The sequence below is a fragment of the Halomonas sp. FeN2 genome, from assembly GCF_020595105.1.
Classification (GTDB): Bacteria; Pseudomonadota; Gammaproteobacteria; order Pseudomonadales; family Halomonadaceae; genus Vreelandella; species Vreelandella neptunia.
Genome location: NZ_CP074200.1, coordinates 243,915 through 270,089, shown reverse-complemented (window position 1 = coordinate 270,089; position 26,175 = coordinate 243,915). Strand labels below are relative to the sequence as shown.

The following is a 26,175-nucleotide window of genomic DNA, read 5'->3' as shown; positions in this document are numbered from 1 at the left end:
CGTGTTCCTTAAACGAGTTGATAAAAAGTGAGGCAAATGCCTCAAGCCGTGGCGGCGTCAATTGCGCTCGCCGTTTTTGCCCACAGTGCTTCGTCGCACTTGGGGCAGAACTCATGTTCACCCGCCAGGTAGCCATGCACCGGGCAGATCGAAAAGGTGGGTGTCACTGTGAGGTAGGGTAAGCGAAAGTGAGAGAGCGCCGTTTTAACCAGCTTGCGACAGGCGGAGGCCGAGGTAATCCGTTCGCGCATATAGAGATGCAATACCGTGCCACCGGTATAGCGAGTCTGTAAGGGGTCTTGATGGCTCAGTGCCTCAAAGGGATCATCGGTATGGCCCACCGGCAATTGGCTGGAATTGGTGTAGTAGGGCGCCTCGGGTGTACCGGCCTGAATTATGTCAGGAAAGCGAGTCAGATCCTCCCGGGCAAAGCGGTGAGTGGTGCCCTCTGCAGGGGTAGCTTCAAGGTTATACATATGGCCGGTCTGTTCTTGAAATTCGCGCATCCGCTCCCGGACGTGGTCAAGAAGATCCAGCGCCAGCTGCAGCCCTTGGGCGTCGGCGATATCGCAGCGATCCCCAGTAAAGTTGCGCACCATTTCGTTAAGCCCATTCACACCCAGAGTGGAGAAATGATTGCGTAACGTGCCCAGGTAGCGCTGGGTAAAGGGGTAGAGCCCCTGATCCATTAGTTGCTGAATGCGCTCGCGCTTGAGTTCGAGGCTATCGCGCCCGAGCGACAGTAGGCGATCCAGCTCGCTGAACAGCCCGGCCCGGTCGCCGGCAAAGCGGTAACCCAGCCGGGCGCAGTTGATCGTCACTACTCCCAACGATCCGGTTTGCTCCGCGCTGCCGAACAGACCGTTACCGCGTTTGAGCAGCTCACTCAAATCAAGCTGCAGGCGGCAGCACATGGAACGCACCATGTGAGGTTCCAGATCCGAATTTAGAAAGTTTTGAAAGTAGGGCAGACCGTACTTGGCGGTCAGTGCGAAGAGCCGCTCGGCGTTGTCGCTTTCCCAGTCGAAATCATGGGTGATGTTATAAGTGGGTATCGGGAAGGTGAACACACGCCCGTGGCGGTCACCGGCCTCCATGACTTCCAAATAGGCTCGGTTGATCAAGTCCATTTCAACCTGCAGTTCGCCGTAACTGAACGGCTGCTCCTCTCCACCGATAACCGGTACCTGTTGGCGCAAGTCGTCGGGGCAAACCCAGTCGAAGGTTAGGTTGGTGAAGGGCGTCTGGCTACCCCAGCGCGAAGGCACATTGAGGTTGTAGATGAATTCCTGAAGCGCCTGCTTGACCTGTGCATAGGTGAGGCCGTCCTTGCGCACGTAGGGGGCCAGGTAGGTATCGAAAGAGCTGAAGGCTTGTGCCCCGGCCCACTCGTTCTGCAAGGTGCCAAGAAAATTAACCATTTGCCCGAGGGCACTTGAGAGGTGGCGGGGCGGGTTGCTTTCGGCTCGTCCCGGCACCCCATTGAATCCCTCTAGCAGCAAAGTACGCAGCGACCAGCCGGCGCAATAGCCGCACAGCATATCCAGGTCGTGAATATGCAAATCACCTTCCCTATGAGCTTCCCCCACGGCGTGGGGGTAAATCTCATCGAGCCAGTAGTTGGCTATCAACTTGCCCGAGACGTTGAGGATTAAACCGCCCAATGAATAGCCCTGGTTGGCATTGGCGTGAACACGCCAGTCGGCGCGTTGGAGGTACTCATTGACCGTCGGGGCGACGTCAATATGATGCTTTGCTACCTGAACGCTTGTGGAGCTTTTCACCCAATTCACCTATATATGCTAACTTTAATAAAAATAAATACTATATGTGGTGTTAAAGGGTAAGCGTTCAGGATTTTGCAATAAATGATCCAGATCAAAAATGGTGGGGAAAAATAGTAAGACGTGGTGGCGCCTAGGCTATGGCTTTAGCCAATCATCGTGCGGGTGTTATCCATACCCGGTCGGCCATACCAGTAACCGTCGCAGATTTCAGCATCCACCAGCGTTAAAGGATCGGGAGTAGGTAACCTGCCGTGGCGGGCCTTGTCGAAAGCCTTGACTACCATGGCCATGCCTTCCGCCCGTGGGCTGAGACGTGCCACTGATACCCCCATATCCACCATGACCGTCAGTTCATGGCGCAGATCCTGGCAGGCGCTGGAAAGGGTTTGAATACCGTTCAGGGTAAAAACATCGCGGGATTCTTGTGAACGTAGCACCAAGCCTTCGGGGTACTTTTGGCAGACGAACTTGCAGCGGTCTTTAGGCGTTTGGTGGCGCCGGGCGGTAAAGCAGCGTGATGACCAGGCCAAGGGGAGATGCCCGTAGGCGAATACTTCGCATGGATGGGGAATGCCTGCCTGGTGGCAATCGTGAATAAGCTTGGCCAAATCTTGCTGTGACATTTCCACCGGCGCTTGCCAGCGCTTCATTCCAGCACGTGCCATGACGCCCAGCGTCGCCGGATTGTAGAGGTTCAGCGCGGCACCGGCGATAAACGGCAGCCCAGCACTGGAGAGTCGCTGCAGGGCACTCTGGTCATTGGCCTCGACAATGAAGTCGCCGTTGTCACACAGCTTGCGTAAGTCACGCAGATCGGCTTCGGACTCGATTAGTGTCTGGCTGGCGAGTACCACCTGCTTGCCCGCCTGGGTGAGTTCGCGCCCAATGCCTAGCCAGTCGTCCAGTTTCATGTCGCGGCGCCGCGAGCAGACGGTTTCGCCAAGGGTAATTATCTCTACCGGCCAGTCGGCTGCCTCGCGGTAGAAGTCGGCGTAGCGTTGCCGAGTCCAGTAAAAAAGCACCGGCCCGAGGGAGAGTTGAAGAGGGCCGGTTGATAAGGTCGGTGATGGGGGAGGTGTAGTGTTCGGCATAGTAGGCTCCTATTTCCAGCGGCGTTCGTAGGCGCCTAGGGTAGTGATGGCACCTTCGGAGAGCTCGGCAAGGCCGGCCATCCAGGCGGGTTCTGGATCAAAGCGCTCAGGCTGATCCTCTAGGCGGTTGAGCGCCTGACGCCAGATCCCGGCCACTTTAGAGACATAGGCGGGGCTGCGCTGACGGCCTTCAATTTTGACGGCGCTAATACCCAGGTCGCGTAGTTCCGGCAATAGCTCCAGGGTATTGAGGCTGGTGGGTTCCTCAATGGCGTGATAGGTCTCCCCCGCCACCTCGAAGCGACCCTTGCATAGGGTGGGGTAGCCCGCGCGCTCGCCTTCGGCGTAGCGGTCGATAAGAACATTGTTAAGGCGCGACTCTAAGCCCTCAGGCGTTTCTTCCCAGCGGACATGGGCTGCTGGCGAGCAGACGCCCCGGGTATTGGGCGATTCGCCGGTCAGGTAGGAGGAGAGATAGCAGCGTCCTTCGGCCATGATGCACAGACTGCCGAAAGCGAACACCTCCAGTTCTACCGGTGTTTGCTTGGCCAGGTCGCGTACCTGAGTGATTGACAGCACCCTTGGCAGTACGGCGCGCTTGATGCCGAAATGCTGGTGGTAAAAGCGTAGCGCTTCATGGCTGGTCGCCGAACCCTGCACTGAAAGGTGCCGCGAGATCTCGGGGTGATGGCGAGTAGCGTAGTCGAGCAGCCCCATATCGGCGAGAATCAGCGCATCCACGCCCAGTTCCGCGGCCTGATCCACGGCCCGAGTCCAGTGTTGCCAGCCATCGGGCTGGGGATAGGTATTAATAGCGCAAAAAACGCGTTTGCCATGTCGGTGGGCGTAATCAATCCCCTCGCGGGCACGTTTGTCAGTAAAGTTTAGCCCGGCGAATTGCCGTGCGTTGGTGATGTTCTGGAAGCCGAAGTAGACAGCGTCGGCACCTTCATCTACAGCGCGCTTTAGGGCGGGTAGGTTGCCAGCGGGACATACAAGCTCCATAGCGAGACTCCTTGCGGGAAAAGTCCGAGCATTTTAGTCACCTATTTTTTGTCAGCTTTTGACACAGGTCATATCGGGGTGGCTTTCAAAAGCGGATAACGCTGCAGAGTAGGCAAGCTGGATGCAGGCAGTTTTTAAAACGTATATTGTATGAATATTAACCAATGCTTGCTGCACCCACTTCCAGAGATCTTTTTAAGAGATCTTTTTAAGAGACCTTTTTCAGAGAACTCTTCTAGAGCCCCTTTTCAGAGACCAATTTCGATCATGCAAGATGAACTGCTCTTCAATCGCCCCCTGGTAGAGAAATATGACCGCCCAGGCCCGCGGTACACTTCGTATCCCACTGCGCCCCAGTTTCATGCCGCGTTTGCCGAGGATGATTACCGTAGCGCCGCCGAGCGCAGTAATCGGGTCGCAGTACCCAAGCCGCTTTCGGTCTATGTGCATATCCCGTTCTGCAAAAGCCTGTGCTACTACTGCGCCTGCAACAAAATCATTACTCATAATACCGAGCGAGCCGCCGAATACCTGGAGTGGTTAAAACAGGAGATACGTGTTCAGGGAGCGCTGTTCGATACCACTCGGCAAATGACCCAATTACACCTGGGCGGCGGCACCCCAACCTACTTAAGCAACGCCCAGCTAAGCGAACTGATGGCGGCGCTGGACGAGGCTTTTCACTTCGCTGCACCTGAAGAGCGCGAATTCTCGCTGGAGGTAGACCCCCGCACCGTGACCCCCGAACAGGTGTACGAGCTCTACGCGCTGGGCTTCAATCGGTTGAGCTTTGGGGTTCAGGACTTCGATCACGACGTGCAGCAAGCGGTCAATCGCGTCCAGAGCGAAGAGCAGGTGGTATCCCTGGTCAAGGCTGCCCGCGAGGCGGGGTTTGAATCGGTCAGCGTTGACCTGATCTACGGTTTACCGCTGCAGACGGTGGCGAGTTTCGATACGACCCTAACCAAGATTATTGACCTGCAACCGGATCGCATTGCCGCTTATAGCTACGCCCATCTGCCCGAACTGTTTAAAGCTCAGCGGCTAATTCGCCCCGAAGACATGCCGCCCCCCGAGCGCAAGCTGGAGCTACTGGAGCTTACGATTAACCGGCTGACCTCTGCAGGATATGTCTACATCGGCATGGATCACTTCGCCCTTCCGAATGACGAGCTGAGCCTGGCCCGTGAAAATGGCACTCTGCAGCGCAATTTTCAGGGCTACTCTACCCACGCCGACTGCGACATGATTGGGCTGGGCATTACCTCGATTGGCAAGGTGGGCGATACCTACAGCCAGAACGTCAAGGAAACGGCCCAGTATCAGCATCGTTTGGATGAAGGGCGTTTACCGGTCTTCCGTGGCTATCGCCTTAGCGATGACGATCGCCTGCGCCGCGATGTCATTAATACCCTGATGTGTCACGGCCGTCTTGAATTTGCCGCTATCGAGGCCCGACACGATATCGATTTTAGCAGCTACTTCGCGAGTGCCTTGGCGAGCCTCGAAGAGATGGCGGACGACGGACTAATTGCTTTGCGCGACCATGAAATCGAGGTGCTGCCGTCGGGGCGATTGATGATCCGCAACCTGGCCATGGCGTTCGACGCCTACCTGAAACCAACGGAAAACCGTTATTCGCGCACGGTGTAATTTCAACAGCGCCAACCGTCTATTCCTTTACGTTGGCCGCTCTATCACCTTGGGGGTAGATAGGGTGTATATGGAGGTAATCACGCAGTAATTCGCTTGTCGATCACGCAGAATCCACTCCATGGAACCCGCACTGTCGGGTATGCAAATTTCCGAGGAGCCTGGAGATCGACCATGAGTCACTTCATAGATCGGCTGAATTTCTTCCGCAAGTCCCGCGAGCCTTTTGCCAACGAACACGGTGAGCTACGCAGCGAATCCCGCCAGTGGGAAGATAGTTATCGTGCCCGCTGGCAACACGACAAGGTAGTGCGTAGCACCCACGGGGTGAACTGCACCGGCTCCTGTAGCTGGAAGATCTACGTCAAAAACGGTTTAGTTACCTGGGAAACCCAGCAGACTGACTACCCCCGTACCCGTCCCGACCTGCCTAACCATGAGCCGCGTGGCTGCCCCCGCGGCGCCAGTTACTCCTGGTATCTGTACAGCGCCAACCGCCTCAAGTACCCGTTGATCCGCAAGCCGCTGCTGGCGCTATGGCGCGAAGCGCTCAAGGCTAATCCAGACCCGGTAGATGCCTGGGCGTCTATTGTCGAAGACCCCGCCAAGACCAAACAGTACAAGCGTGCTCGCGGCATGGGCGGCTTCGTTCGCGGTAACTGGGACGAGCTCAACGAGCTGGTGGCGGCCTCTAACGTTTACACCGCCAAGCAGTATGGCCCCGACCGTATTCTTGGCTTCTCGCCTATTCCTGCCATGTCGATGGTCAGCTACGCCGCGGGTAGCCGCTACCTCTCGCTGATTGGTGGCGTCTGCATGAGCTTCTACGACTGGTACTGCGATTTGCCGCCGGCCTCGCCAATGACCTGGGGCGAGCAGACTGACGTTCCCGAGTCCGCAGACTGGTACAACTCCGGCTACATCATCGCCTGGGGCTCCAACGTGCCCCAGACGCGTACCCCGGATGCCCACTTCTTTACCGAAGTACGTTACAAGGGCACCAAGACGGTTTCGATCACTCCGGATTATGCCGAAGTCTCCAAACTCACTGACGAATGGCTATCCGCCAAACAGGGCACCGATGCCGCCCTGGCGATGGCCATGGGCCATGTCATCCTCAAAGAGTTCCACCTCGATTACCCGAGTGCTTACTTCACTGACTATGTGCGGCGTTATACCGATATGCCGTTCCTGGTGGAACTGGAAGTGCGTGAAGATGGCAGCTTCGCACCGGGTCGCCAACTGCGTGCCAGCGATTTTGATGCTGCCCTGGGCCAGGAAAACAATCCCGAGTGGAAAACCGTTGCCTGGGATGAAACCCGTGACCAGTTGGTGGTGCCACGCGGCTCCATCGGTTTCCGCTGGGGCGAAACTGGCGACGAAGTGGGCAAGTGGAACCTGGAATCGCTGGACGCCGCAGGCGCTGAAATCAAGCCGTTACTCAGTTTGGTCAACCACCACGATAGCGTCGCGCGCGTGGCGTTCCCTTACTTCGGTGGCATTGAGCACGAGCACTTTGAGCACGTAAAAGGGGCCGGTGTTGGTGCTGCTGACGACCTGCTGTTCCACAATTTGCCCGCCAAACGCTTGAAGAGAGCCGATGGCAGCGAAATGCTGGCGGTCACCGTTTTTGATCTGATGTGTGCCAACTACGGTATCGACCGTGGCTTTGTCGGCGACGGCGAAGATGATGGCGCGACCTCGTTTGATCAGATTCGCCCCTATACCCCCGCGTGGCAGGAGAAAATCACCGGTGTCCCTGCAGAGCAGTGCACCCGCATTGCCCGTGAATTTGCCGACAACGCCCATAAAACCAACGGCCGTAGCATGATCATCGTTGGTGCCGGTATGAACCACTGGTACCACATGGATATGAACTACCGCGGCCTGATTAACATGCTGGTCATGTGTGGTTGTATCGGTCAGAGCGGTGGCGGCTGGGCTCACTACGTTGGTCAGGAAAAACTGCGTCCGCAGACTGGCTGGACGCCTTTGGCCTTTGGCCTCGACTGGCAGCGCCCGCCGCGCCACATGAACTCTACTTCCTTCTTCTATAGTCACTCCTCCCAGTGGCGCTACGAGAAGCTTGAGATTAAAGAAATTCTTTCGCCGCTGGCCAAGGCCGAGGATTACCCCGGTAGCCTGATTGACTTTAACGTGCGTGCTGAGCGCATGGGCTGGCTGCCGTCAGCACCTCAGCTGGACACTAACCCGCTACGCCTAGCGAAAAAAGCCGAAGCCGCGGGTATGTCCACTGCCGACTATGCCGTTCAGCAGCTCAAGAGCGGTGAACTGCGCTTTGCAGCGGAAGACCCGGATGCGCCAGAGAACTTCCCGCGTAATATGTTCATCTGGCGCTCCAACCTGCTGGGTAGCTCCGGTAAGGGCCATGAGTACATGCTCAAGTACCTGCTGGGTACTCGCCACGGTATTCAGGGTAAAGACCTGGGTGACTTCGGCGGCCAGAAGCCCGAAGAAGTGGTATGGCGTGACGAGGCGCCGGAAGGCAAGCTCGACCTGCTGGTGACGCTGGATTTCCGCATGTCCACCACCTGCCTCTACTCGGATATCGTGCTGCCTACGGCAACCTGGTATGAGAAGGACGACCTTAACACTTCTGACATGCACCCCTTTATTCACCCCTTGACTGCCGCCACCGATCCGGCCTGGGAATCGCGCAGCGACTGGGATATTTACAAGGGTATTGCCAAAGCATTCTCCAAGGTGTGTGTAGGCCACCTGGGCGAAGAGACCGACCTGGTCACGCTGCCGATGCAGCACGACTCGCCAGGAGAGTTGGCCCAACCGGCGGTGATGGATTGGAAGAAGGGCGAATGCGCGCCGATTCCCGGTAAGACCATGCCATCGCTGATTGAGGTTAAGCGCAACTATCCCGAAACCTATGAGCGCTTCACCTCCGTAGGGCCGCTGCTGGAAAGCATCGGTAACGGCGGCAAGGGCATCGCCTGGAATACCGATGCTGAAGTCGAGCTGCTGGGCAAACTCAACCATCGCAAACTGGATGGCCCGCATAAAGGGCGTCCGTTGATCGACAGCGCTATCGATGCTGCCGAGATGATTCTGACCCTGGCACCGGAAACCAATGGCGCCGTGGCAGTAAAAGCGTGGGATGCACTCTCCAAAATTACCGGGCGTGACCATACCCACCTGGCAAGGCCCAAACATGACGAAAAAATCCGCTTCCGCGATGTCGTCGCCCAGCCGCGCAAGATTATCTCCAGCCCGACCTGGTCTGGCCTCGAGGATGAGCATGTCTCCTATAACGCCGGTTACACCAACGTTCACGAGCTGATTCCCTGGCGCACCGTGAGTGGTCGTCAGCAGTTCTATCAGGATCATGCCTGGATGCGCGCTTTCGGTGAAAGCCTGCTGGTCTATCGTCCGCCCATCGATACCAAGGCGGCCAAAGGCTTCCAGCTTCCCGCCGACAACGGCTTCAAGAGCAAGGCGCTGAACTTTCTCACGCCGCACCAGAAGTGGGGCATCCACTCCACTTACTCGGACAATCTGCTGATGTTGACGCTTAACCGAGGCGGCCCGGTGGTGTGGCTCTCCGAGGCGGACGCGGCTGAGATCGATATCGAGGACAACGACTGGATCGAGGTCTACAACGCCAACGGCTCGATTGCCGCGCGGGCAGTGGTCAGCCAGCGGGTCAAGGCGGGCATGGTGATGATGTACCACGCCCAGGAGCGCAACGTGAACGTCCCTGGTTCTGAGGTCACCGGCACGCGGGGCGGTATTCACAACTCGGTCACCCGTGTCTGCCCCAAGCCAACCCATATGATCGGCGGCTACGCGCAGCTCTCTTACAGTTTTAATTATTACGGCACCGTCGGCTCAAATCGCGATGAGTTCGTGTTAGTGCGCAAGATGAAATACGTTGACTGGCTGGATGGTGAAGGCAATGACAGTGTTCAGAAGAACAGTGCTCAGGAGGCCGTGAAATGAAAATTCGTTCCCAGGTAGGCATGGTTCTCAACCTTGATAAGTGTATTGGTTGCCACACCTGTTCGGTGACCTGCAAAAATGTCTGGACCAGTCGCGAAGGTATGGAGTACGCCTGGTTCAACAATGTCGAGACCAAGCCCGGTATCGGCTATCCCAAAGAGTGGGAGAACCAGGCCAAGTGGAAGGGCGGCTGGATGCGCCTTAACGACGGTCGGATTGAACCGCGTATTGGTGGCAAATGGCGGGTGCTGGCGAACATTTTCGCCAACCCCGACTTGCCCGAGATGGATGACTACTATGAGCCGTTCACTTTCGACTACCAACACCTGCATACCGCCAAGATCGGTGAGCACCAGCCGGTGGCGCGTCCGCGCTCGCTGATTTCCGGTCAGCGTATGAAAAAGATCGAGTGGGGCCCGAACTGGGAAGAGATTCTTGGCACCGAGTTCGCCAAGCGGCGCAAAGACGCCAACTTCGACAAGGTGCAGGCAGATATATACGGCCAGTTCGAAAACACCTTCATGATGTATCTGCCGCGTCTGTGCGAGCACTGCTTGAACCCAACCTGTGTAGCGGCTTGCCCCAGTGGTGCGATCTACAAGCGGGAAGAGGACGGCATCGTTCTAATCGACCAGGACAAGTGCCGTGGCTGGCGTATGTGTATCTCCGGCTGCCCCTACAAGAAGATCTACTACAACTGGAAAAGCGGTAAGTCCGAGAAGTGTATCTTCTGCTACCCGCGTATCGAGGCCGGTCAGCCGACCATCTGTTCCGAGACCTGTGTGGGCCGCATTCGCTATCTCGGCGTGCTGCTGTATGACGCTGACCGTATAGAGGAAGTGGCAAGCTCCCCTGACGAGCGTGACCTCTACCACCGCCAGTGCGAGATTTTCCTAGATCCTAACGATCCGGAAGTGATTGCCCAGGCCAAGCGGGATGGCATCCAGGATAACGTCATCAAAGCCGCCCAGGCCTCACCGGTCTACAAGATGGCTATCGACTGGGGATTGGCGCTGCCGCTGCACCCGGAATACCGCACGCTGCCGATGGTGTGGTACGTGCCGCCGCTGTCGCCGATTCAGTCCGCCGCTGAGGCGGGGCATGTAGAGTTCGATGGCATCCTGCCCAAGATCGAATCACTGCGTATCCCGGTGAAGTACCTGGCCAACCTGTTGACAGCCGGTGAAGAGGAGCCCGTGGTATTGGCACTCAAGCGCTTGATGGCGATGCGTGTCTACATGCGCGGCAAGCACGTGGATGGCGCCCCTAATGCCGAGGTGCTCGATGCCGTAGGTCTGAGCGTAGCCCAGGTGGAAGAAATGTACCGCTACCTGGCCATTGCCAACTACGAGGATCGTTTCGTGATCCCCACCAGCCATCGTGAGATGGCAACCGAAGCCTTCCCCGAGCGGGGTGGATGTGGCTTTACCTTTGGTGATGGTTGCCACGGTGAGAGCCAGCCCAACCTATTTAACGGTCGTAAGCAGACCAGCGTGTTGGTAAAACCGGTAGAGGTCTTCGACCCGCAGCCACAACTTGAGGAGTCTCGTCATGACTGAAGCCGCTACCCAATCGCCGACCCCGGTAGAGCCGTCGTTCGAACCGCTACAGGGTATGCGTAGCCTACGCGTACTGGCCCGCCTGCTCGATTACCCGACCCAGGAACTGCAGGATGCCAGCGGCGAGCTCATCGAAATTCTCAATGCCGAGCGCCGCCTGGGAGCGGCTCTCAAAGCGTCGCTAATGGAGTGGTGTCAGCGTCTCCAAGAGGGCGACCTGCTTGAACTGCAGGCCGAGTACTTCGCCATGTTCGATAAGGGGCGAGCTACGTCGCTGCTGCTATTCGAGCACGTTCACGGTGAATCACGTGACCGTGGCCAGGCCATGGTAGATCTTATGGCCGAGTACAGCGCGGCCGGTTTTGAGCTGGATGCCCGTGAACTGCCCGATCATCTACCGGTATTTCTTGAATACCTTTCAATGTGCGATGAAGCCGAGATCGGCCGCTGGCTGGGCGAAATACGCCATATTCTGGCGCTGCTGACCGCGCGGCTGGAGGAGCGGGGAGCGGATCACGCGCTGGTACCGTTGTCACTGTTGGCGTTAATCGGCGCCGAGGGTGATGTAGAGGAGCATCGGCCCCAGGTCAAGAAAGAAGTGCCTGATAACACCCCCGAGGCCTTGGACGCCGTATGGGAAGAAGAAGCGGTGCGTTTCTCGGCAACCTCTGACGAGGACTGCGCGCTGCAGTCTGCCGAAGGGCGTCGCTTGGCCGAGCGCAAACACACCGTTCAGAGCCAGCCGGTACGCATTATGCCTGCTCCGTCTTTAAATGCCTCTTCCGCTCCTTCCGCCGATCGTTAATAGGAGAATCACCATGTATGACGCGATTGCGCATTACTTAACCCATCTGATCTACGGTTACTACCCCTATCTCGCGGGCACGGTGTTTCTGCTGGGCAGCCTGCTCCGTTTTGATCATGGTCAGTACACCTGGAAGACCGGTTCTAGCCAGATGCTCTCTTCAAAGAATATGCGCCTGGGCAGCAACCTGTTTCATATCGGTATTATCGTGATTTTCTTCGGCCATCTGGTGGGCATGCTCACTCCGCACTGGGTCTATGAACCGTTCCTGCACGCTGGCACTAAACAGCTAGTGGCCATCGTGGTCGGCGGTATTGCCGGTGCTATGTGCGTGGTGGGCGGCGCCATGTTGCTTTATCGGCGATTGGTAAATCCTCGCGTAAAGGCGTCGTCGAGCTTGATGGATACCTTGATCCTGGGTTTGATCGTCTTACAGGCATGCCTTGGCATGGTAACCATCATCTTCTCGCTAGGCCATATGGACGGTGAAATGATGCTGACACTCTCCAGCTGGGCGCAGTCGATTGTCTTCTTTAGCGGTGGTGCGGCGGACTACATGCAGGAAGTGTCGTGGATCTACAAACTGCATATCTTTATCGGCTTAACCATCATCCTGCTGTTCCCGTTTTCGCGGCTGGTGCATGTGTGGAGCGTGCCGTTCGGCTATGTTACCCGGCGTTATCAGCTTGTCCGCCGGCGCATTTAAAAAACGGCTTGTGCACGTCCAGGACTAGAGGAGAAATAACATGCAGATGATTGATATCGAACAGCTACCTGGGGGCGTCGCTGCGCCTCCGGTACGCGTCGGCGACACCCCTATCGATGAAGCAACGATTGCGTTGGAGATGCAGTACCACCCCGCCGAAACGGCGGGGGAGGCTCAGCTTCAGGCGGCCCGTGCGTTGGTGGTTCGAGAGCTGCTTCGCCAGCGTGCTAGCTTCCTGGGCCTACTATCGACACAGGAAGTTAGCGAAGCACAGGAAGATGCGGCGATTGCTGCCCTGCTCGAACAGGAGCTTGATGTGCCCGAACCGGGGGAAGCCGATTGCCAGCGCTTTTTTGAGACCCACCGCGAGCGCTTCAGCGAACCGGTGCAGTTACGCGTTCGTCACATTCTGCTCGCGGCCGCACCCGATGACTCCCAGGGTCGCGACGACGCTTACCAGCTTGGCGAAAAGCTACTCGAACAGCTTAATCAGATACCCGAACGGTTTGCCGAATTTGCTCAACACCACTCCGCGTGCCCTTCAAAAGAGCTGGATGGTGATTTGGGCTGGTTGGTATCAGGGCAGACTGTTCCAGAGTTGGATCGCGCTTTGCAGCACTTGCCCGAAGGTCTGCACGAGCGCCCCTTGGCGTCTCGCTATGGCTGGCATGTGGTGAGTATTGACGAGCGCAGAGAAGGTAGGGCGTTACCTTTCGATCAAGTGATTTACCGGGTGCGCCATAGCCTACGGGAGCAGGCAACTCGACGCGCGCTGCGTCACTATTTGCTGGCGTTAGAGAGCGAAATAGGCGTCGAAGGCATTGTTCTGGATGACGATGCTGGCGGCAGCTTGATGCAATAGCTTGAAGCAATAGCAAAGCTAATAGGAGAGCTTGATGTCCCATGTTCCTGTAGATGCTCTTTTCACTCCGCTTGGCATCGCGGTGCTAACGGTTTCCGATACCCGTGGTTTCGATGAGGATGGCAGCGGCGACCTGCTGGTTGAACATCTGAGTGAAAGCGGCCATATCCTGGTAGAGAGGCGCATCGTACCTGATGATATCTATCAGGTTCGTGCCGTGGTCTCGGAATGGATTGCGCGAGCAGATATCCACGCAATTCTGGTTAATGGCGGCACTGGCTTTACCGCTCGGGATACCACTCCCGAGGCGTTGATACCGCTGTTCGACAAAGCGATTGAGGGGTATGGCGAGCTGTTCCGCCACTACTCTCTGAAGACCATCGGCACCGCGACGATCCAGTCTCGCGCTGTAGCGGGGGTGGCCAACCGAACGATGATGTTTGCGATGCCCGGCTCGCCCAAGGCGTGTGCGTTGGCGTGGGACAAAATAATCGCTTTGCAGCTGGACTCCCGCACTCGGCCCTGCAACTTCGCCGCCATGGTGCTGCCTTCAGCGACCCAATGCAGTGGACGCCATAAAGCGACTTCTTCCAATGAGGTGGAGCGTTTATGAACTGTCACTGCGCAGAAATAGTCACACCCGGCTTGTTAGATCTGTTTGATGCACGCCAACGGCTTATCGACGCCGCCACGCCCATTAATACAGTAAAAACCATCACCCTGGAACAATCGGCGGGGCGAGTGCTGGCAGAAACGCTGCTCGCACCTCTTGATATGCCGGGTGTGGACAATAGCGCTATGGATGGTTACGCGCTGTGTCTGGCTGATTACCAAGCGGTACCTCGCGGTGCAGGCTTACCCATTCTTCAACGCGTACCGGCTGGCGCAGGCGTCATGCTGCTACCGGAAGGAGGCTGCGCGCGTATTTTTACCGGCGCGCCGGTACCCATGGGGGCAGATATTGTGGTACCTCAAGAGCGGGTAACCCTTGATCAGCGTGGGTATATACACCTCGAAGGTAACCTGGTGATAGGCGCTAATATTCGCCGCCAGGGCGAGGAGACCTGCATGGGAACCCCGCTACTCGCTGCAGGCACTTTTCTTGATGCCGCGTCGATTGCGCTGCTGGCAAGCCATGGTATTAACACGGTTAACGTCAAACGGCGCCTGCGGGTGGCGCTACTCTCAACCGGCGATGAGCTAATTGCCCCAGGTACTGCGAGAGCGCCGGGACAGGTATACGACAGCAATCGCGCCATGCTTAACGTACTGCTAGCGCAAGCTCAGTGCGATGTGTTGGACTTGGGCGTCATCGCTGATTCGCCGCAGTCATTGCATCAGGCTTTTGAGCACGCACAAACCGCTGCAGATGTGGTGATGTGCACCGGTGGCGTTTCGGTAGGCGAGGAGGATCATGTACGCCCGGTGATCGAGCAGCGCGGTGGGTTACATTTTCATGGTGTTGCCATGAAGCCAGGGAAGCCCTTTGCGTTCGGTTATCTGGGCGCGGAGCCTGCCTCTTCCACACCGTTAATGGCGTTGCCGGGTAACCCAGTGGCCTCCCTGGTGGGCTGGCAGCTGCTGGCGCTGCCGTTTATCCATGCCATGCAAGGTAGAGCCGTAGCGGCTCTACAGCGTTACCCGGTAAAAGCGGGCTTTTCTCAGCGAGGGCCCCAGGGGCGCTGCGAGCTACTACGGGTGGTGATGGATTGGTCACAGGGGGCTCCCGTGGCGCAGCTAGCGGGCGGGCAGGGCTCACACATGCTCAGCGCGGCTAGCCAAGCCCACGGTTATTTAATGATTAACCCCGCCACGGAGGTGACTGAAGGGGGCATCTATCACTATTACCCCATCAATCAGTTCGCCGCTTGAACAGCTTTTCCTATCGTGGCCACTGACCTCGTTTGTTTTTCATAGGAGAGGGTATGTCTTCACAACACAAACCCCGCACACTGATTTATGCCTGCTCCGGCTGCTCTGATGTGGCGCAACTTGCCAATAGCGTTGCCCTGCGTCTTGACCATGCAGGAGAGGCAGAAATGTCCTGCATTGCCGGTGTGGGCGGTGGTGTGCCCGGCCTGGTGCGCATTGCACGCTCCGGGCGCCCTATTGTGGCCATTGACGGGTGCCAGATGCACTGCGCCAGCCACTGTCTCGCCAAAGCGGATGTGATACCCACAGAGCACGTAAAGCTATATGAAAACGGCCTGCGCAAGCGGCGGGGCCAGTTTTATGATGAGCAAACAATCGCTGAGGTTACCGCAGAGGTAAAAGGACTCATTGCCCGGCTGCCCGTTAATGCCAGTACCCAAGAGGAGCCCGTAGAATGAATGCACTAGTAGATGGGTTTGGCCGCACGGTGCGTTACCTGCGTATATCGGTGACTGATCGTTGTGATTTTCGCTGTGTGTATTGCATGGCTGAGGAAATGACCTTTCTGCCACGCGCCCAACTGCTTACCCTTGAGGAGATAGCCGCGCTTTCACAGGCATTTGTCGAGCTGGGCGTGGAGAAAATTCGTCTAACTGGCGGTGAGCCGTTAGTACGCCAGGGCGTACTAACACTAGTGCAAAAACTCGGTGCATTGGTAGGTCTGCGCGAGCTGGCGATGACCACCAACGGCTCAGGTTTGGTCAAGCATGCCAATGCTTTGCGCCAAGGCGGGCTACATCGGCTCAATATTAGCCTCGACTCGCTCAAGCCCGAACGCTTTAAAGCATTAACCCGGACGGGAGATCTTGATCAGGTGATCGCGGGTATCCGTGCAGCGCGCCGCGCTGGCTTTCAGTCGATTAAGCTAAACGCCGTATTGCTCAAGGGGCGCAATGACGACGAAATTATCGACTTGGTAAACTTTGCCCGGGATGAACACGTCGATATAAGCTTTATTGAGGAGATGCCGCTGGGCGCTATCAGCGAGCATAACCGTGGTGAAACCTTTCTTTCCACCGATGCGGTACGCGAGACCATAGAAAACCACTATCAACTCTTACCCACCACTGAGACCACCCTAGGTCCATCCCGCTATTACCGTATGGCAGACAGCCAGTCGCGGATTGGCTTCATCTCTCCCCATAGCCATAATTTCTGTGCTGCCTGTAACCGTGTTCGAGTAACGGCTGAAGGGCGGCTACTGCTTTGCCTGGGCAATGAGCACTCGGTAGATTTACGCTCCGTAATGCGACGTTATCCGGGTGATACCCAGCGGCTTAAATCGAGCATTGTGGCGGCAATGAAGAAAAAACCTGAGCGCCATCACTTCACGACGGATGGTGAAGTTCAAATAGTGAGGTTTATGAATGCAACTGGTGGCTAACCCAGTGTTCTAGCTGGCTTGATTTGATCACTAAGCCTCCTCAGCGTGAAAGAAACTCCCGCAGTAAATTGGGTAGTTGATAGGCCACCCAATATTTTTTTATTAGCGTCAGATTAATAAAATCTATTTCGACAAGTCGATCACCGCTCTTGAAGGGACATCGCCCTGTTCCATCAAAAAAAGCGAGCGCGATTTGGGAATGAACCAAGCGACAAAAAAGGTGAGTCATTTATTAGGTGCGCTACCCTAATAAATATAAAATTATTAAGGTTCCAACTCCTGACGCTCCCAATGCGTCTAACGTATCGAAAAAATCATTTCCAAACATTTTCAATTCACTGGGAGAAAAATAGCGTTCAAGCAACTGTGATATACCATTTGACGTTACACTTAATACGGCGATGGTGACCTCGATTTTTTCTATTCCCGTTAACCACAGCAGAGTGGCGAGTAAACTAATTAAAACAACGCTGGCTCTAAAGGAAAGCCATTTAGCAGAATGAATAAATGCATTGACACCACCTATAAAGCCCTCCGAGGTTGTCATTGTTTTGGGTAGAAGCCGTTTCCAAAAGCCCTGATTGGAGTCCAATAGATGCGATAAAACCATGTGCATACACCAGAGTAGTTGAGTGGATAACAGCTTGCCATGGAATACTTAACAATCACTTAAGCATTCATTGATTGGCAAGGCTTCGGCACGCTTGGCTAATATCTTCTGCCTGCTGGTAAACGCTAGTGGCTATGCCAAGCAAACCCAGCACGCTATGAAATAAGTTGTCGTGCGAGGCGGCTTGATCAGAGACTTGGCGTAAGCAGTCCGTATCAAGGCCTTGCTGCTGTGAAAATGAGCTGGACAGCCACCAAACCATGGGCACATGCGTCTGTTCATCGGGGGCAATGGCATAAGGAATGCCGTGCAAATATAGGCCTTTTTCGCCCAGTGATTCACCATGATCAGAGAGATAGATCATCGCAGTTGCGTAGTCATCCTGACGCTTTAACGTCTCAATTACCTGATCCAACACAGTGTCGGTATAGAGAATGGCATTGTCGTAGCTGTTGGTAATGGCGTCTCTTGAGCACTTGGCTAAATCAGCGGTGGTGCAAGCGGGAACAAAACGTTCGTAGGCAGCAGGGTAGCGTTGGTAATAGCTGGGGCCATGGTTGCCTAGCTGATGCAGCACGACCACCTGGTCAGCTGAGGTACCGCTAATTTGCTTGGTCAAGGCTTGAGCCAGTGCTTCATCCAAGCATCGCCCCTCTTGACACAAAGACGCATTGTCCTCTGGCGAGAGCGCTTTTGTCGTCACTCCGTCGCAGACACCTTTACAGCCTGACTGGTTATCAAACCAGGTGACCTCTAACCCGGCGTGGGCTAATACGTCCAGCAAGGATTCATGTTGCTGAGCATACGATTTAGCGTAATCAGCACGCCCTGGTAATGAAAACATACAAGGTAATGAGACCGCTGTGCTTGTACCGCATGAGGAAACATCCGAAAAATTGATAACGTTAGGCTGCTGGGCAAGTTTAGGTGTGGTTTGGCGTTTATAACCATTTAGCCCCCAATTCGCCGCCCGTACCGTTTCGCCCACAACGATGACAAGCAGTGTAGGTTTGTCACCCACTCGTGAACTGATACGGGCATCCTCACCCACTGGGGAGCGCACCGTATTCGCGGCAGCGTGTTGGCTGGAAAGAGCCTGTGCCATCGAAACAATATAATTACCTGGAGTCACCAAGTAGCGAAGCTCTTTATTGTTGCGCATGAGTGACGACGCTTCTTGATAAGATAAGAAGATCGCTGACAGCAATATAACAGTGCTGGCAAGACAATAAGCCAAGCGTCGCAACATTGCCTTCTTCCAGTTTGAAAGTGTGATTTTAACGCGCCAAATAAAAACGGTAGGCAAGCCAAAAAAGATTGCTAAATGAATCAATAAACCAGCTGTGAGAAGTTCCTTTGCCTCGTTAGTATCCGTTTGAAGCACATTGTCTAGCATTGAGGTGTCAAAATAGGTGCCGTAGTAACTGGTAAAGTAACTGACAAAGGCGGCAATCAGAAACAGTAAGGTTAATAAGGGTTTTACCAGCGTTCGAAAAGCAAAGCTAATGAAGACCAAAAAGTTCAGGCAGGTCATCACCAAAAACATATTAAAAAAGGTTAGCCAAGTATGGGCGGCAAGAGGGTCATAGCCAGCAAAGGCTTGCTTCCAAAAAGGGAGATTGTAAAAAACACTGAATATGACAACGACCCATAAGACAAGCTGCTCCGTGCTCAATGTGGGGCGATAACGCCATACGGTGCTAACAATTTTTGAAGGCAATGATAGAAAAGGGGGCATCGATAGGCTCTCTGTATGAAAAGATTAATGAACGCTGGGGGTTAATAAAAATTTTGAAAGGACAATGCTGACGGTCCAGCAAATCATGACGGTCCAGAGGTCGTGGGAGAGAAAGTGCGCCCCGCGCAACTGTTGAGTGATCCCGAACGTAAGGCCAAGCCCTACACCCAGTGCGAGCCCTGCCCATCGCCAGTGGGGCCGTATGGCGGCAAAAAAGAAGTAGCAGGCTATCCACGTATAGCCTGCGCTGGCATGCCCGGCGGGAAAGCAGGCGGACGTCGGCATTGAGGAAGGCCGTATGCTGAGCAAGCCAATAAAGTCTCGTTCCCCACCATAGCGAACTAAATCCCAAGGGCATTCCATGTTCACTAGGTGTTTAATCGTTGCGACAAGCAGCGTTGAAAGAAGCGTTGCGGAAAAAAGATATAAAAGCGGCGTGCGATACGCTTTAAGACGAGTTACCACGGTGCTTAGTATCAAAAGGAGGAGTGTGACTAAACCCATCGCTAAGCTTAGCCATTTACCGCCTTTGTGAAGAACATCTTGGGTGATCAAGGTATCTTTCCACACCCAGGCATTACCCTGAAAGCGATATATAAAGTCAGTTATCGTAAAATCTATTTTTAAAATACTGAAGACCGACATGGCGATTAGAAATACAAGCCATGCGGATGCTACGGGTTTGAAAACATTTAGTAGAGCAGCACGCATAGCCATACACCCATCATCATAAAAATGGTCATCATGACGGCGGCAGCCCCCATGTCTTTAGCGCGCCCGCTAAGTTCGTTATGTTCTAGTCCAATACGGTCAATAATGCTTTCGATGGCGGAGTTAATGAGTTCCACTATCACTACAAGGGTGAGTGAAGAAAACAGCAATGCTTTTTCTACGGAAGTGGAGTTAACAAAAAATATAAAAGGGTAGAGGACGAGGCATAGCATCACCTCTTGTCTAAAGGCAGACTCATTTATCCAGCAAGCTTTGAAACCCGATACTGCATTAATAGAAGCGCGGAATATGCGTTTGACACCCGTGCCATTAGGTTTTGACGTCGTTGAAATAGGCAAGACAGTACTCTCGATAACGTAACAGTAGGGTCACTATAAAGCGCAAAACTTAACGAACAGTTATGCGCTTTAATTCAGTAGCTAGAATGCAAAGGGGCAGCGCTGGGTGGTGTTCTTACCCCCTGTGTTGGTTGGTTTGTTGCCGAGGCAGATTGAACGGGAGCCGTTGCGTTTTGTCCGTCAAGATTAGCGCGTATAGCTTCTATTACCGTGCTGATCTCTGGGCGCCAAAGAATGGTGTCATAGGCTTCTCGTGGTACGAAGGCGAGTGATTTTTTCTGGCGTACCAGGGAAATGGTGGCGACATCGAGTGCTGCCGCTAAGTGCATAGGCCCGGAGTCTGGTGTCACGAGTAACCGCGCTCGCCCTAGAACAGCGGCAAAGTGACGGATAGGAAGCGGCGGGCATAAGCTGCCATACAGTGATGGCATCAAACGCTGCTCAATAGGGGCTAGAAGCCTAAACTCCTCCGGTCCAAGAAAAACGACATAGCGCATTTTACGGGCTTCAATGGCATCAATGAGCATTAACCAAAATGTCAACGGCCAACGTTTGTTTTGATGCCCACCAACGAAGATGGCAATAAACTTTGTATCTGATGGATCATCGCTATGAAGGCTGACTAGCTGTTGTATTTTCGTCATTGCCTGATAGCGTTCCTGCTCAGTTAACTGGAGCAATGGCCGGTTACGGCAGTCAACACCGAGCGGACGTGTCAAATTAACGATGGCATCGTAGGCATGTGATGACTTACCTTCCGTCTCAATGTTGTACCAGCGCTGCTGGCCTTTACGTGAACCCATGCTGTACCGTGCCCCTATTAACCGGGTCACAATTAAGCCGCTCGTTGATCCTCCGCTCACTTGTACCGCCAGGTCATAGCGTTGTGCTCGTAAGCGTCTTAATAGTGTCACACACTGCCAAGGGCGCAGAATAGCGGCTCTCGACAGTAAATAAAAATGATCAACAGGACGTTGCTGTAACAGTGGAAATGTTTTATCCGTCGCTAAATAGTCAATGCGCGCGGAAGGGAAACGTTCACGAAAAGCATCGATGGCCGGAGTACTGATCAGCGCGTTGCCCAGGCGAAAATTGGGGCGAATAATTAGGATTTTTTCTATGCCCACAAGGTTGTCAATGGTTTCTGGTGCAGGTGCTTTGAGGATATACCGTATGCCTATCAGTAAATATTGCTTCATTCTTTTTTCTAAAAAACGGGCCACTATTTTTAAATGATAATTTGTTCTAATAAGTGTCAGTAAGTGCATACGCTGGCGCTCTGTTAAGTTAATAGAAAATGATCTGTCCACGGTAGCGACAGAACAGATTAAAATGACCGCCAGTGAAGGCACTGCTTTGGCTTTGCCTATGGCGAAAGAGGCAGCTTGAGTCTAAATAACTTAAAGAAGAGTTAAACTGCGTAAGAAATTTAAAAAATAGGGTGGTGGGCTTACTGGTTGGATTTAGATGAGGTTGCTTGTTGAGAGGTAAGTTACTCTATTTAAGAAAAGCTTAAGTTTTGGTAGCCAAGATAGCGGTTTGCCGATTGAGGGAATCAGCATGCGTGCACTACTAATAGAAGATGACCCCCTGCTTGGGGATGGCATCAAGACGGCGCTAGAGCGCGAGGGCTACGCGGTCGATTGGTTCATGCTTGGCCGCGAGGCAATCAGCGCTATCGGCAGCGAGGCCTTCAGCGTGATTATTTTGGATCTTGGGCTGCCCGATATGGACGGTATGCAGGTACTGCATTTACTCCGACAGCAATCTACTCTGCCGATTCTGATTTTGACGGCCCGTGATGCCATGGAAGACCGTATTGGCGGTTTAGATGCGGGGGCGGATGACTATGTGCTCAAGCCTTTCAATTTGCAGGAGCTACTCGCCCGTTTGCGTGTCGTAATGAGGCGCGCGGAGGGGCGTGCCTCGCAAATATTGACGCTGGGTGCACTGAGTATTGATGAGGCTCTCCATACGGTGAGTTGGCGGGGGAAAGACGTAAAGTTGGGCCGGCGCGAGTATGCCTTATTGCTAGAACTGGCTAGGCACCCGGACAAGGTGCTATCTCGCCCTCGTTTAGAGAATTTGCTTTACGGCTGGGGCGAAGAGGTAGAGTCCAATGCGGTGGAGGTTCACATTCATCATCTGCGTAAAAAGCTTGAAAAGGAATTGATTATTAACGTGCGTGGGATTGGCTATCGGCTGGATAGCCAGGCGCAATGAGATCGATACGGCGTTATCTGCTGCGCACGCTAGCCATTACCATGGTTGTCGCCGGTGGCTTGGCGGTTACCGCGGCTTACTTAATTACGGATCACGAGCTAGAAGAAATTCTCGATACACAGCTTAGTCTGCATAGCCGGATTGTGGCTGGCCAACTCGATCCCAATGCGACCATTGACGACTATGCTCGCCTGGCTTCGCGCATGGGCCTTCCAGAACATCCGGCTCAGCTATATCGCGACGGTAACTCAGTGCCCGACAGCAGCTTTGAATCAGGTACCAAGCTTTACCACGAGGAAGAACTTAAATTAGTACTGGGTTTTTGGAATGCCGATGGCTCACCCAGGCTTCTAGGGGGCAAATGGAATGATGCTGGCCCTTTCCCCGCGCCTTTAGAGGAGGGTTTTCGCTGGGAAAGCTACGATGGTCATCGCTGGCGGGTTTTCAGCATGTTCGATGTTGCAAGCGATACCTGGATCAGTATGGGGCTACGAGGTTCGTTTCATGCTGAAGTAGTGGAGCGCATCACCTGGAACAATTTATTGCCGATGCTACTGTTGCTGCCACTCCTTCTTTGGCTGATGAGTCGAATTATCCGGCGGGGTATTGCACCTATCCAAGCCCTTTCCAGCCAAGTACAAGGCCGCTCCGCCCAAGACCTGCGTAAAATAGATAATCCGGTTCCTCAAGAGCTTAATGGATTGCGTGAATCGCTAAACGACTTTATCGCTCGGTTGAAAGAAACTTTAGAGCGCGAGAGGCGCTTTACTGCAGATGCGGCCCATGAATTACGCACTCCCTTAGCTGCGCTGAGGATTCACCTAGATAATGCGCAGGCAGGGGGAGAGCAATCATTACAAAAGGCTTATGTCGGGGTTGAGCGGCTTCAGCGTGTGGTAGAACAACTACTTATTTTGGCTCGATTGGACCAAGTGGCCACAACCTCGCCGGCCACTATTGATCTTTATCCGATTATTGCCGAACTGGTAGCCGAGCTGTGGCCACTCGCTGAAGAGCGAAATCAGCACTTGAGGCTAATAGGCTTAACCCAGTTGGAGGTTCGCGCCGACGAAGTGGAGGTGGGAATTCTCTTCCGTAATCTACTCGATAACGCCTTGCGCTATACGTCAGAAGGCGGTCAAGTTGAAGTTGAATTAGCGCTTTGGGAGGGGTTGCCTCAACTCACGGTGAGCGATACTGGCCCCGGACTCCCCGAGGCACTTTTGGATAAAGTTACTGAGCGTTTTAGGCGCGCGTCTGGCCAGGGCACCACCGGCAGCGGGTTGGGCTTGTCGATTGTCTCGGAGTTGGCTCTGCGCCAGAACGCACGCCTTACGCTCAGTAATCGCATACCCAATGGACTAGTGGTCAGTGTGACGTGGGAGCAAAACCAGTAACAAGATAGCTGCAAGCACTCGAATTACTGTATTTGAGTTATGCAGGCGGAACCATCCCCTTATCAGCCACTAATGCCCTGCCTGCTGGCAACTCATTAGTCGGGGCATGGCAATCTTGCAGTTTGTTGGGGCGGAATCTGTATCCTGCGAGTTTGCCCCTATGCTGTCAATGCCATCCTCAAAACGTCAACAGGCCCTAGGATACCCGTAGAAATTCAAATGGCAGGGACTAGTGGTGAATAGCGCTTTCCGTTAAGCTCCTCTGGAATTTTTATCTGCCTGCTTTGAGGTGATTGTATGTGGAGCCTGCTAAGGCTGTCTGCAATATCACTATCAGTACTCATGATAGCTGGTTGCTCAGATCCCAAAATTGATACTAGCTCCATGCCTGCGTCGGTTGTCTCTGTTGAGAAAGTGCGTAACTCCTTGCCCACCTACAAGCGCGATGAGTTTGATCAAGGCTTGATCATTATCGCCACGTCGACATCGTTTAGTGGTATCGATATTCTCAACCCCCACCGCATGAATGCCGCTGAGATCGCCGAAACTGCCAACGCGCAAATGCATGGGTTAACGGGGGATCAGGTGATCCAGCGTGCCGATCAGATTCTGCGCGAGCGCCGGGCACGCGAGCGCGAACAGGCTATTCGCACCTTAAAGCGGCTGGAAGAGAAGCGTGCAAAAGCCACCAGTGACCAGCAGCAGTTAGCTCGGTTTACCATTGACAGTGCACGCTATTACATGGGCTCAAGCCCTTACGGCGCTCCGGAACCGGTGATTGATCTTGGAGTGACCAATGGCACGGACCAGGCCATTTCTGAGCTTCTGTTGAGGGGCGTGGTGACGAGCCAAGATCACTCAGTACCTTGGGTGGATGAAACGTTTTACTACGTTGTTCCTGGTGGCATGGAGCCTGGCGAAACACTGGAGTGGAGCCTTGCGCCTAACCGCTTTGGTCCATGGGGGAATGCTCAAATACCCAGCGATGCAGAGCTGACGGTTACCTTGCAAGGACTGAAAGATCTTGATGAACAGCCATTATGGGACTCGCCCGAGCTAACGGAACACGAACTGGCCAGGCTTGAGCGACTGCAGAAGGAGTATGGTGGTATTGCCTTCTCCCGTTTGGAGTGAGCCTCGGGTGGAGTAAGCCCTGTGTACAGTAAGCGCTGGAAAACCAAAACGCCCTAGCGGTTATCCGCTAGGGCGCACCTGTCTCTACCAATAATCTTTGCGTTAAGGGGGAATACTTACTCTTTGGCTTCATGGTCGGCGAGGGCGGCAACAATCGCCTCTTCCCACTGCCCTTCGGTTAACCCCCAGTGCTCCATTTCTGATTGATCGGCACTGCCTTCCGATGCCTCGCGCAGTTTATCGACGCTGCTGCTTTCATAGCAGTGCTTGGCGAAATCTTTGGTTTTTACATCTTTTAGCTGGTTGATCATCGACATGTTGAGTTCCTTTCAAGGTCAATAGTGAGGAAATGCCCGCTCAGTGTAGCTATTCTGGCCACTTTTACCTGACTTGGTTCCCAACACTGTTTAGTTGAAGTGAGAAAAAAGCGTAGAGAAAGCTCTTCGTAGAGCTAGCCAGCCATCAGCGTATCGATAAAAATTTTACCGGCGATACTGGCTAGCAGCAGCATAACCAAATTATCGAACCAGCGGTGGGGCAGCCGATTGCCCAGGCGGGCGCCTAGGGGCATGGCGGCGAGTATGACCACAAGAGCAAGGATGCTAAACAGAAAACGTTCCAGGGTTAAAATGCCCGCGTTTATAAGCGCCGGTATTTGAACACAGGTAATGGCGACGAAGAAGACCGAGATGGAGCCAATAAATACGTTTCGTTTCAGCTGCATCGCATTGAGAAAGGTAACCGAAGCGGGCGCCGACATACCCGCAGCACCTTGAAGCACGCCTGCCAGTAGACCAATGGGGATCACTAGTCGTGCAGCGATAGTAAAAGGCAGGGCGATGCGTCGCTTCATCACTTTGATGATCAGGTAAAGCACGATCACACCCGCGACACCCAGTGACAGTATTTCGGGAGATAAAACGACTAATCCCCAAGTGCCCAGAACGATGCCTAGCCCGCCAGCAATGGAGAAAGCTGCCAAGAAGCGCAAGGGTAGTAGGTGGCGTCGATATTGCCATACCTGTAAAGCATTGCTAAATAGGTTAGGCGCGACTAATAGAGCGATAGCGAGTTGAACGTCGTACAGCATGGTGAGAATGGGTACGACAATAACCGGGACGCCTGAACCGATGGCGCCTTTGACGATACCTGCGACGAGTAGCGCTATAAACGCAATTAACAGCATAAGGCGACCCGGCCCTTTTTAGCGCACAGCCGCCGCTCAACAGGCAGCTGTGCGTATTGTT

General features: G+C 54.3%; 23 protein-coding genes. 13 read left to right on the top strand and 10 right to left on the bottom strand.

The features are described from left to right. Window positions 1–41 precede the first annotated feature (41 nt). The 3 genes from KF947_RS01260 to ubiU all read right to left on the bottom strand — a co-directional run bounded on the left by KF947_RS01260 (window position 42) and on the right by ubiU (window position 3,883). On the bottom strand, window positions 42–1,793 hold the full coding sequence (locus KF947_RS01260) for a ribonucleoside triphosphate reductase (protein ID WP_088701523.1): 1,752 nt from the start codon (window positions 1,791–1,793) through the stop codon (window positions 42–44). Window positions 1,794–1,930: 137 nt separating this feature from the next. Then, complete coding sequence (locus KF947_RS01255; protein WP_088701522.1) at window positions 1,931–2,878, bottom strand: U32 family peptidase; 948 nt, start codon at window positions 2,876–2,878, stop codon at window positions 1,931–1,933. A gap of 9 nt (window positions 2,879–2,887) precedes the next feature. After that, a complete protein-coding gene (ubiU, locus tag KF947_RS01250) occupies window positions 2,888–3,883 on the bottom strand; it encodes a ubiquinone anaerobic biosynthesis protein UbiU (RefSeq protein ID WP_227405237.1) in 996 nt (331 codons plus the stop codon). Between the two features lie 267 nt (window positions 3,884–4,150). On the opposite strand from ubiU, the gene hemN reads away from it, so the two are divergent. The 10 genes from hemN (at window position 4,151) to moaA (ending at window position 16,756) form a co-directional block, all read left to right on the top strand. Next, window positions 4,151–5,536: an oxygen-independent coproporphyrinogen III oxidase gene (gene hemN / locus KF947_RS01245; RefSeq protein WP_088701520.1), complete on the top strand. Its 1,386-nt coding sequence runs from the start codon at window positions 4,151–4,153 to the stop codon at window positions 5,534–5,536. Window positions 5,537–5,710: 174 nt separating this feature from the next. Beyond that, window positions 5,711–9,508 (top strand): nitrate reductase subunit alpha, encoded by a 3,798-nt coding sequence (locus KF947_RS01240; RefSeq protein WP_227405236.1) that lies wholly within the window; start codon window positions 5,711–5,713, stop codon window positions 9,506–9,508. Next, window positions 9,505–11,067 carry a nitrate reductase subunit beta gene (narH, locus tag KF947_RS01235; protein ID WP_227405235.1) on the top strand — a complete coding sequence of 521 codons (1,563 nt, stop codon included), beginning with the start codon at window positions 9,505–9,507 and terminating at the stop codon, window positions 11,065–11,067. The genes KF947_RS01240 and narH overlap by 4 nt, the downstream gene beginning before the upstream one ends. Further along, window positions 11,060–11,872, top strand: a complete 813-nt coding sequence (gene narJ, locus KF947_RS01230) for a nitrate reductase molybdenum cofactor assembly chaperone (protein ID WP_227405234.1) — start codon at window positions 11,060–11,062, stop codon at window positions 11,870–11,872. Before narH ends, narJ begins: the two co-directional genes overlap by 8 nt. A 13-nt stretch (window positions 11,873–11,885) precedes the next feature. Next, window positions 11,886–12,578, top strand: coding sequence for a respiratory nitrate reductase subunit gamma (narI, locus tag KF947_RS01225; protein ID WP_227405233.1), 693 nt, complete (start codon window positions 11,886–11,888; stop codon window positions 12,576–12,578). A gap of 40 nt (window positions 12,579–12,618) precedes the next feature. Beyond that, on the top strand, window positions 12,619–13,440 hold the full coding sequence (locus tag KF947_RS01220) for a peptidylprolyl isomerase (RefSeq protein ID WP_227405232.1): 822 nt from the start codon (window positions 12,619–12,621) through the stop codon (window positions 13,438–13,440). A 34-nt stretch (window positions 13,441–13,474) separates the two neighbouring features. Beyond that, window positions 13,475–14,053 carry a molybdenum cofactor biosynthesis protein B gene (moaB, locus tag KF947_RS01215; protein WP_133732558.1) on the top strand — a complete coding sequence of 193 codons (579 nt, stop codon included), beginning with the start codon at window positions 13,475–13,477 and terminating at the stop codon, window positions 14,051–14,053. Next, window positions 14,050–15,312, top strand: coding sequence for a gephyrin-like molybdotransferase Glp (gene glp / locus KF947_RS01210; RefSeq protein ID WP_227405231.1), 1,263 nt, complete (start codon window positions 14,050–14,052; stop codon window positions 15,310–15,312). Before moaB ends, glp begins: the two co-directional genes overlap by 4 nt. A gap of 53 nt (window positions 15,313–15,365) precedes the next feature. Next, window positions 15,366–15,770, top strand: a complete 405-nt coding sequence (locus KF947_RS01205) for a putative zinc-binding protein (RefSeq protein ID WP_133732556.1) — start codon at window positions 15,366–15,368, stop codon at window positions 15,768–15,770. Beyond that, the gene (gene moaA / locus KF947_RS01200) at window positions 15,767–16,756 is read left to right on the top strand and encodes a GTP 3',8-cyclase MoaA (protein WP_133732555.1); all 990 of its coding nucleotides are present in this window, start codon (window positions 15,767–15,769) and stop codon (window positions 16,754–16,756) included. Before KF947_RS01205 ends, moaA begins: the two co-directional genes overlap by 4 nt. 241 nt (window positions 16,757–16,997) lie before the next feature. Here the strand turns inward: moaA and KF947_RS01195 are convergent, their stop codons facing one another. The 5 genes from KF947_RS01195 to KF947_RS01175 form a co-directional block, all read right to left on the bottom strand. Beyond that, entirely contained in the window at window positions 16,998–17,366 is a 369-nt protein-coding gene (locus KF947_RS01195) for a hypothetical protein (RefSeq protein ID WP_227405230.1), read from the bottom strand. 67 nt (window positions 17,367–17,433) lie between these two features. Beyond that, a complete protein-coding gene (locus KF947_RS01190) occupies window positions 17,434–19,041 on the bottom strand; it encodes a phosphoethanolamine transferase (RefSeq protein WP_227405229.1) in 1,608 nt (535 codons plus the stop codon). Window positions 19,042–19,128: 87 nt separating this feature from the next. Next, complete coding sequence (locus KF947_RS01185; RefSeq protein WP_227405228.1) at window positions 19,129–19,821, bottom strand: phosphatase PAP2 family protein; 693 nt, start codon at window positions 19,819–19,821, stop codon at window positions 19,129–19,131. Continuing rightward, a complete protein-coding gene (locus KF947_RS01180; RefSeq protein ID WP_227405227.1) occupies window positions 19,797–20,174 on the bottom strand; it encodes a diacylglycerol kinase in 378 nt (125 codons plus the stop codon). The genes KF947_RS01185 and KF947_RS01180 overlap by 25 nt, the downstream gene beginning before the upstream one ends. Window positions 20,175–20,248: 74 nt before the next feature. Next, window positions 20,249–21,442: a glycosyltransferase family 9 protein gene (locus KF947_RS01175; RefSeq protein ID WP_227405226.1), complete on the bottom strand. Its 1,194-nt coding sequence runs from the start codon at window positions 21,440–21,442 to the stop codon at window positions 20,249–20,251. A gap of 292 nt (window positions 21,443–21,734) precedes the next feature. Here KF947_RS01175 and KF947_RS01170 point away from each other — a divergent pair, with 292 nt between their 5' ends. From KF947_RS01170 to KF947_RS01160, 3 genes are all read left to right on the top strand, one after another. Further along, window positions 21,735–22,397 (top strand): response regulator transcription factor, encoded by a 663-nt coding sequence (locus KF947_RS01170; RefSeq protein WP_088701508.1) that lies wholly within the window; start codon window positions 21,735–21,737, stop codon window positions 22,395–22,397. Beyond that, window positions 22,394–23,794: an ATP-binding protein gene (locus KF947_RS01165; RefSeq protein ID WP_227405225.1), complete on the top strand. Its 1,401-nt coding sequence runs from the start codon at window positions 22,394–22,396 to the stop codon at window positions 23,792–23,794. The genes KF947_RS01170 and KF947_RS01165 overlap by 4 nt, the downstream gene beginning before the upstream one ends. 297 nt (window positions 23,795–24,091) lie before the next feature. Beyond that, window positions 24,092–24,928 (top strand): DUF6694 family lipoprotein, encoded by an 837-nt coding sequence (locus KF947_RS01160; protein ID WP_319796384.1) that lies wholly within the window; start codon window positions 24,092–24,094, stop codon window positions 24,926–24,928. A 116-nt stretch (window positions 24,929–25,044) separates the two neighbouring features. Here the strand turns inward: KF947_RS01160 and KF947_RS01155 are convergent, their stop codons facing one another. Both KF947_RS01155 and KF947_RS01150 read right to left on the bottom strand, forming a co-directional pair. After that, window positions 25,045–25,245, bottom strand: coding sequence for a hypothetical protein (locus KF947_RS01155; protein WP_088701505.1), 201 nt, complete (start codon window positions 25,243–25,245; stop codon window positions 25,045–25,047). Between the two features lie 134 nt (window positions 25,246–25,379). Next, window positions 25,380–26,114 (bottom strand): sulfite exporter TauE/SafE family protein, encoded by a 735-nt coding sequence (locus tag KF947_RS01150; protein WP_227405223.1) that lies wholly within the window; start codon window positions 26,112–26,114, stop codon window positions 25,380–25,382. Window positions 26,115–26,175 lie beyond the last annotated feature (61 nt).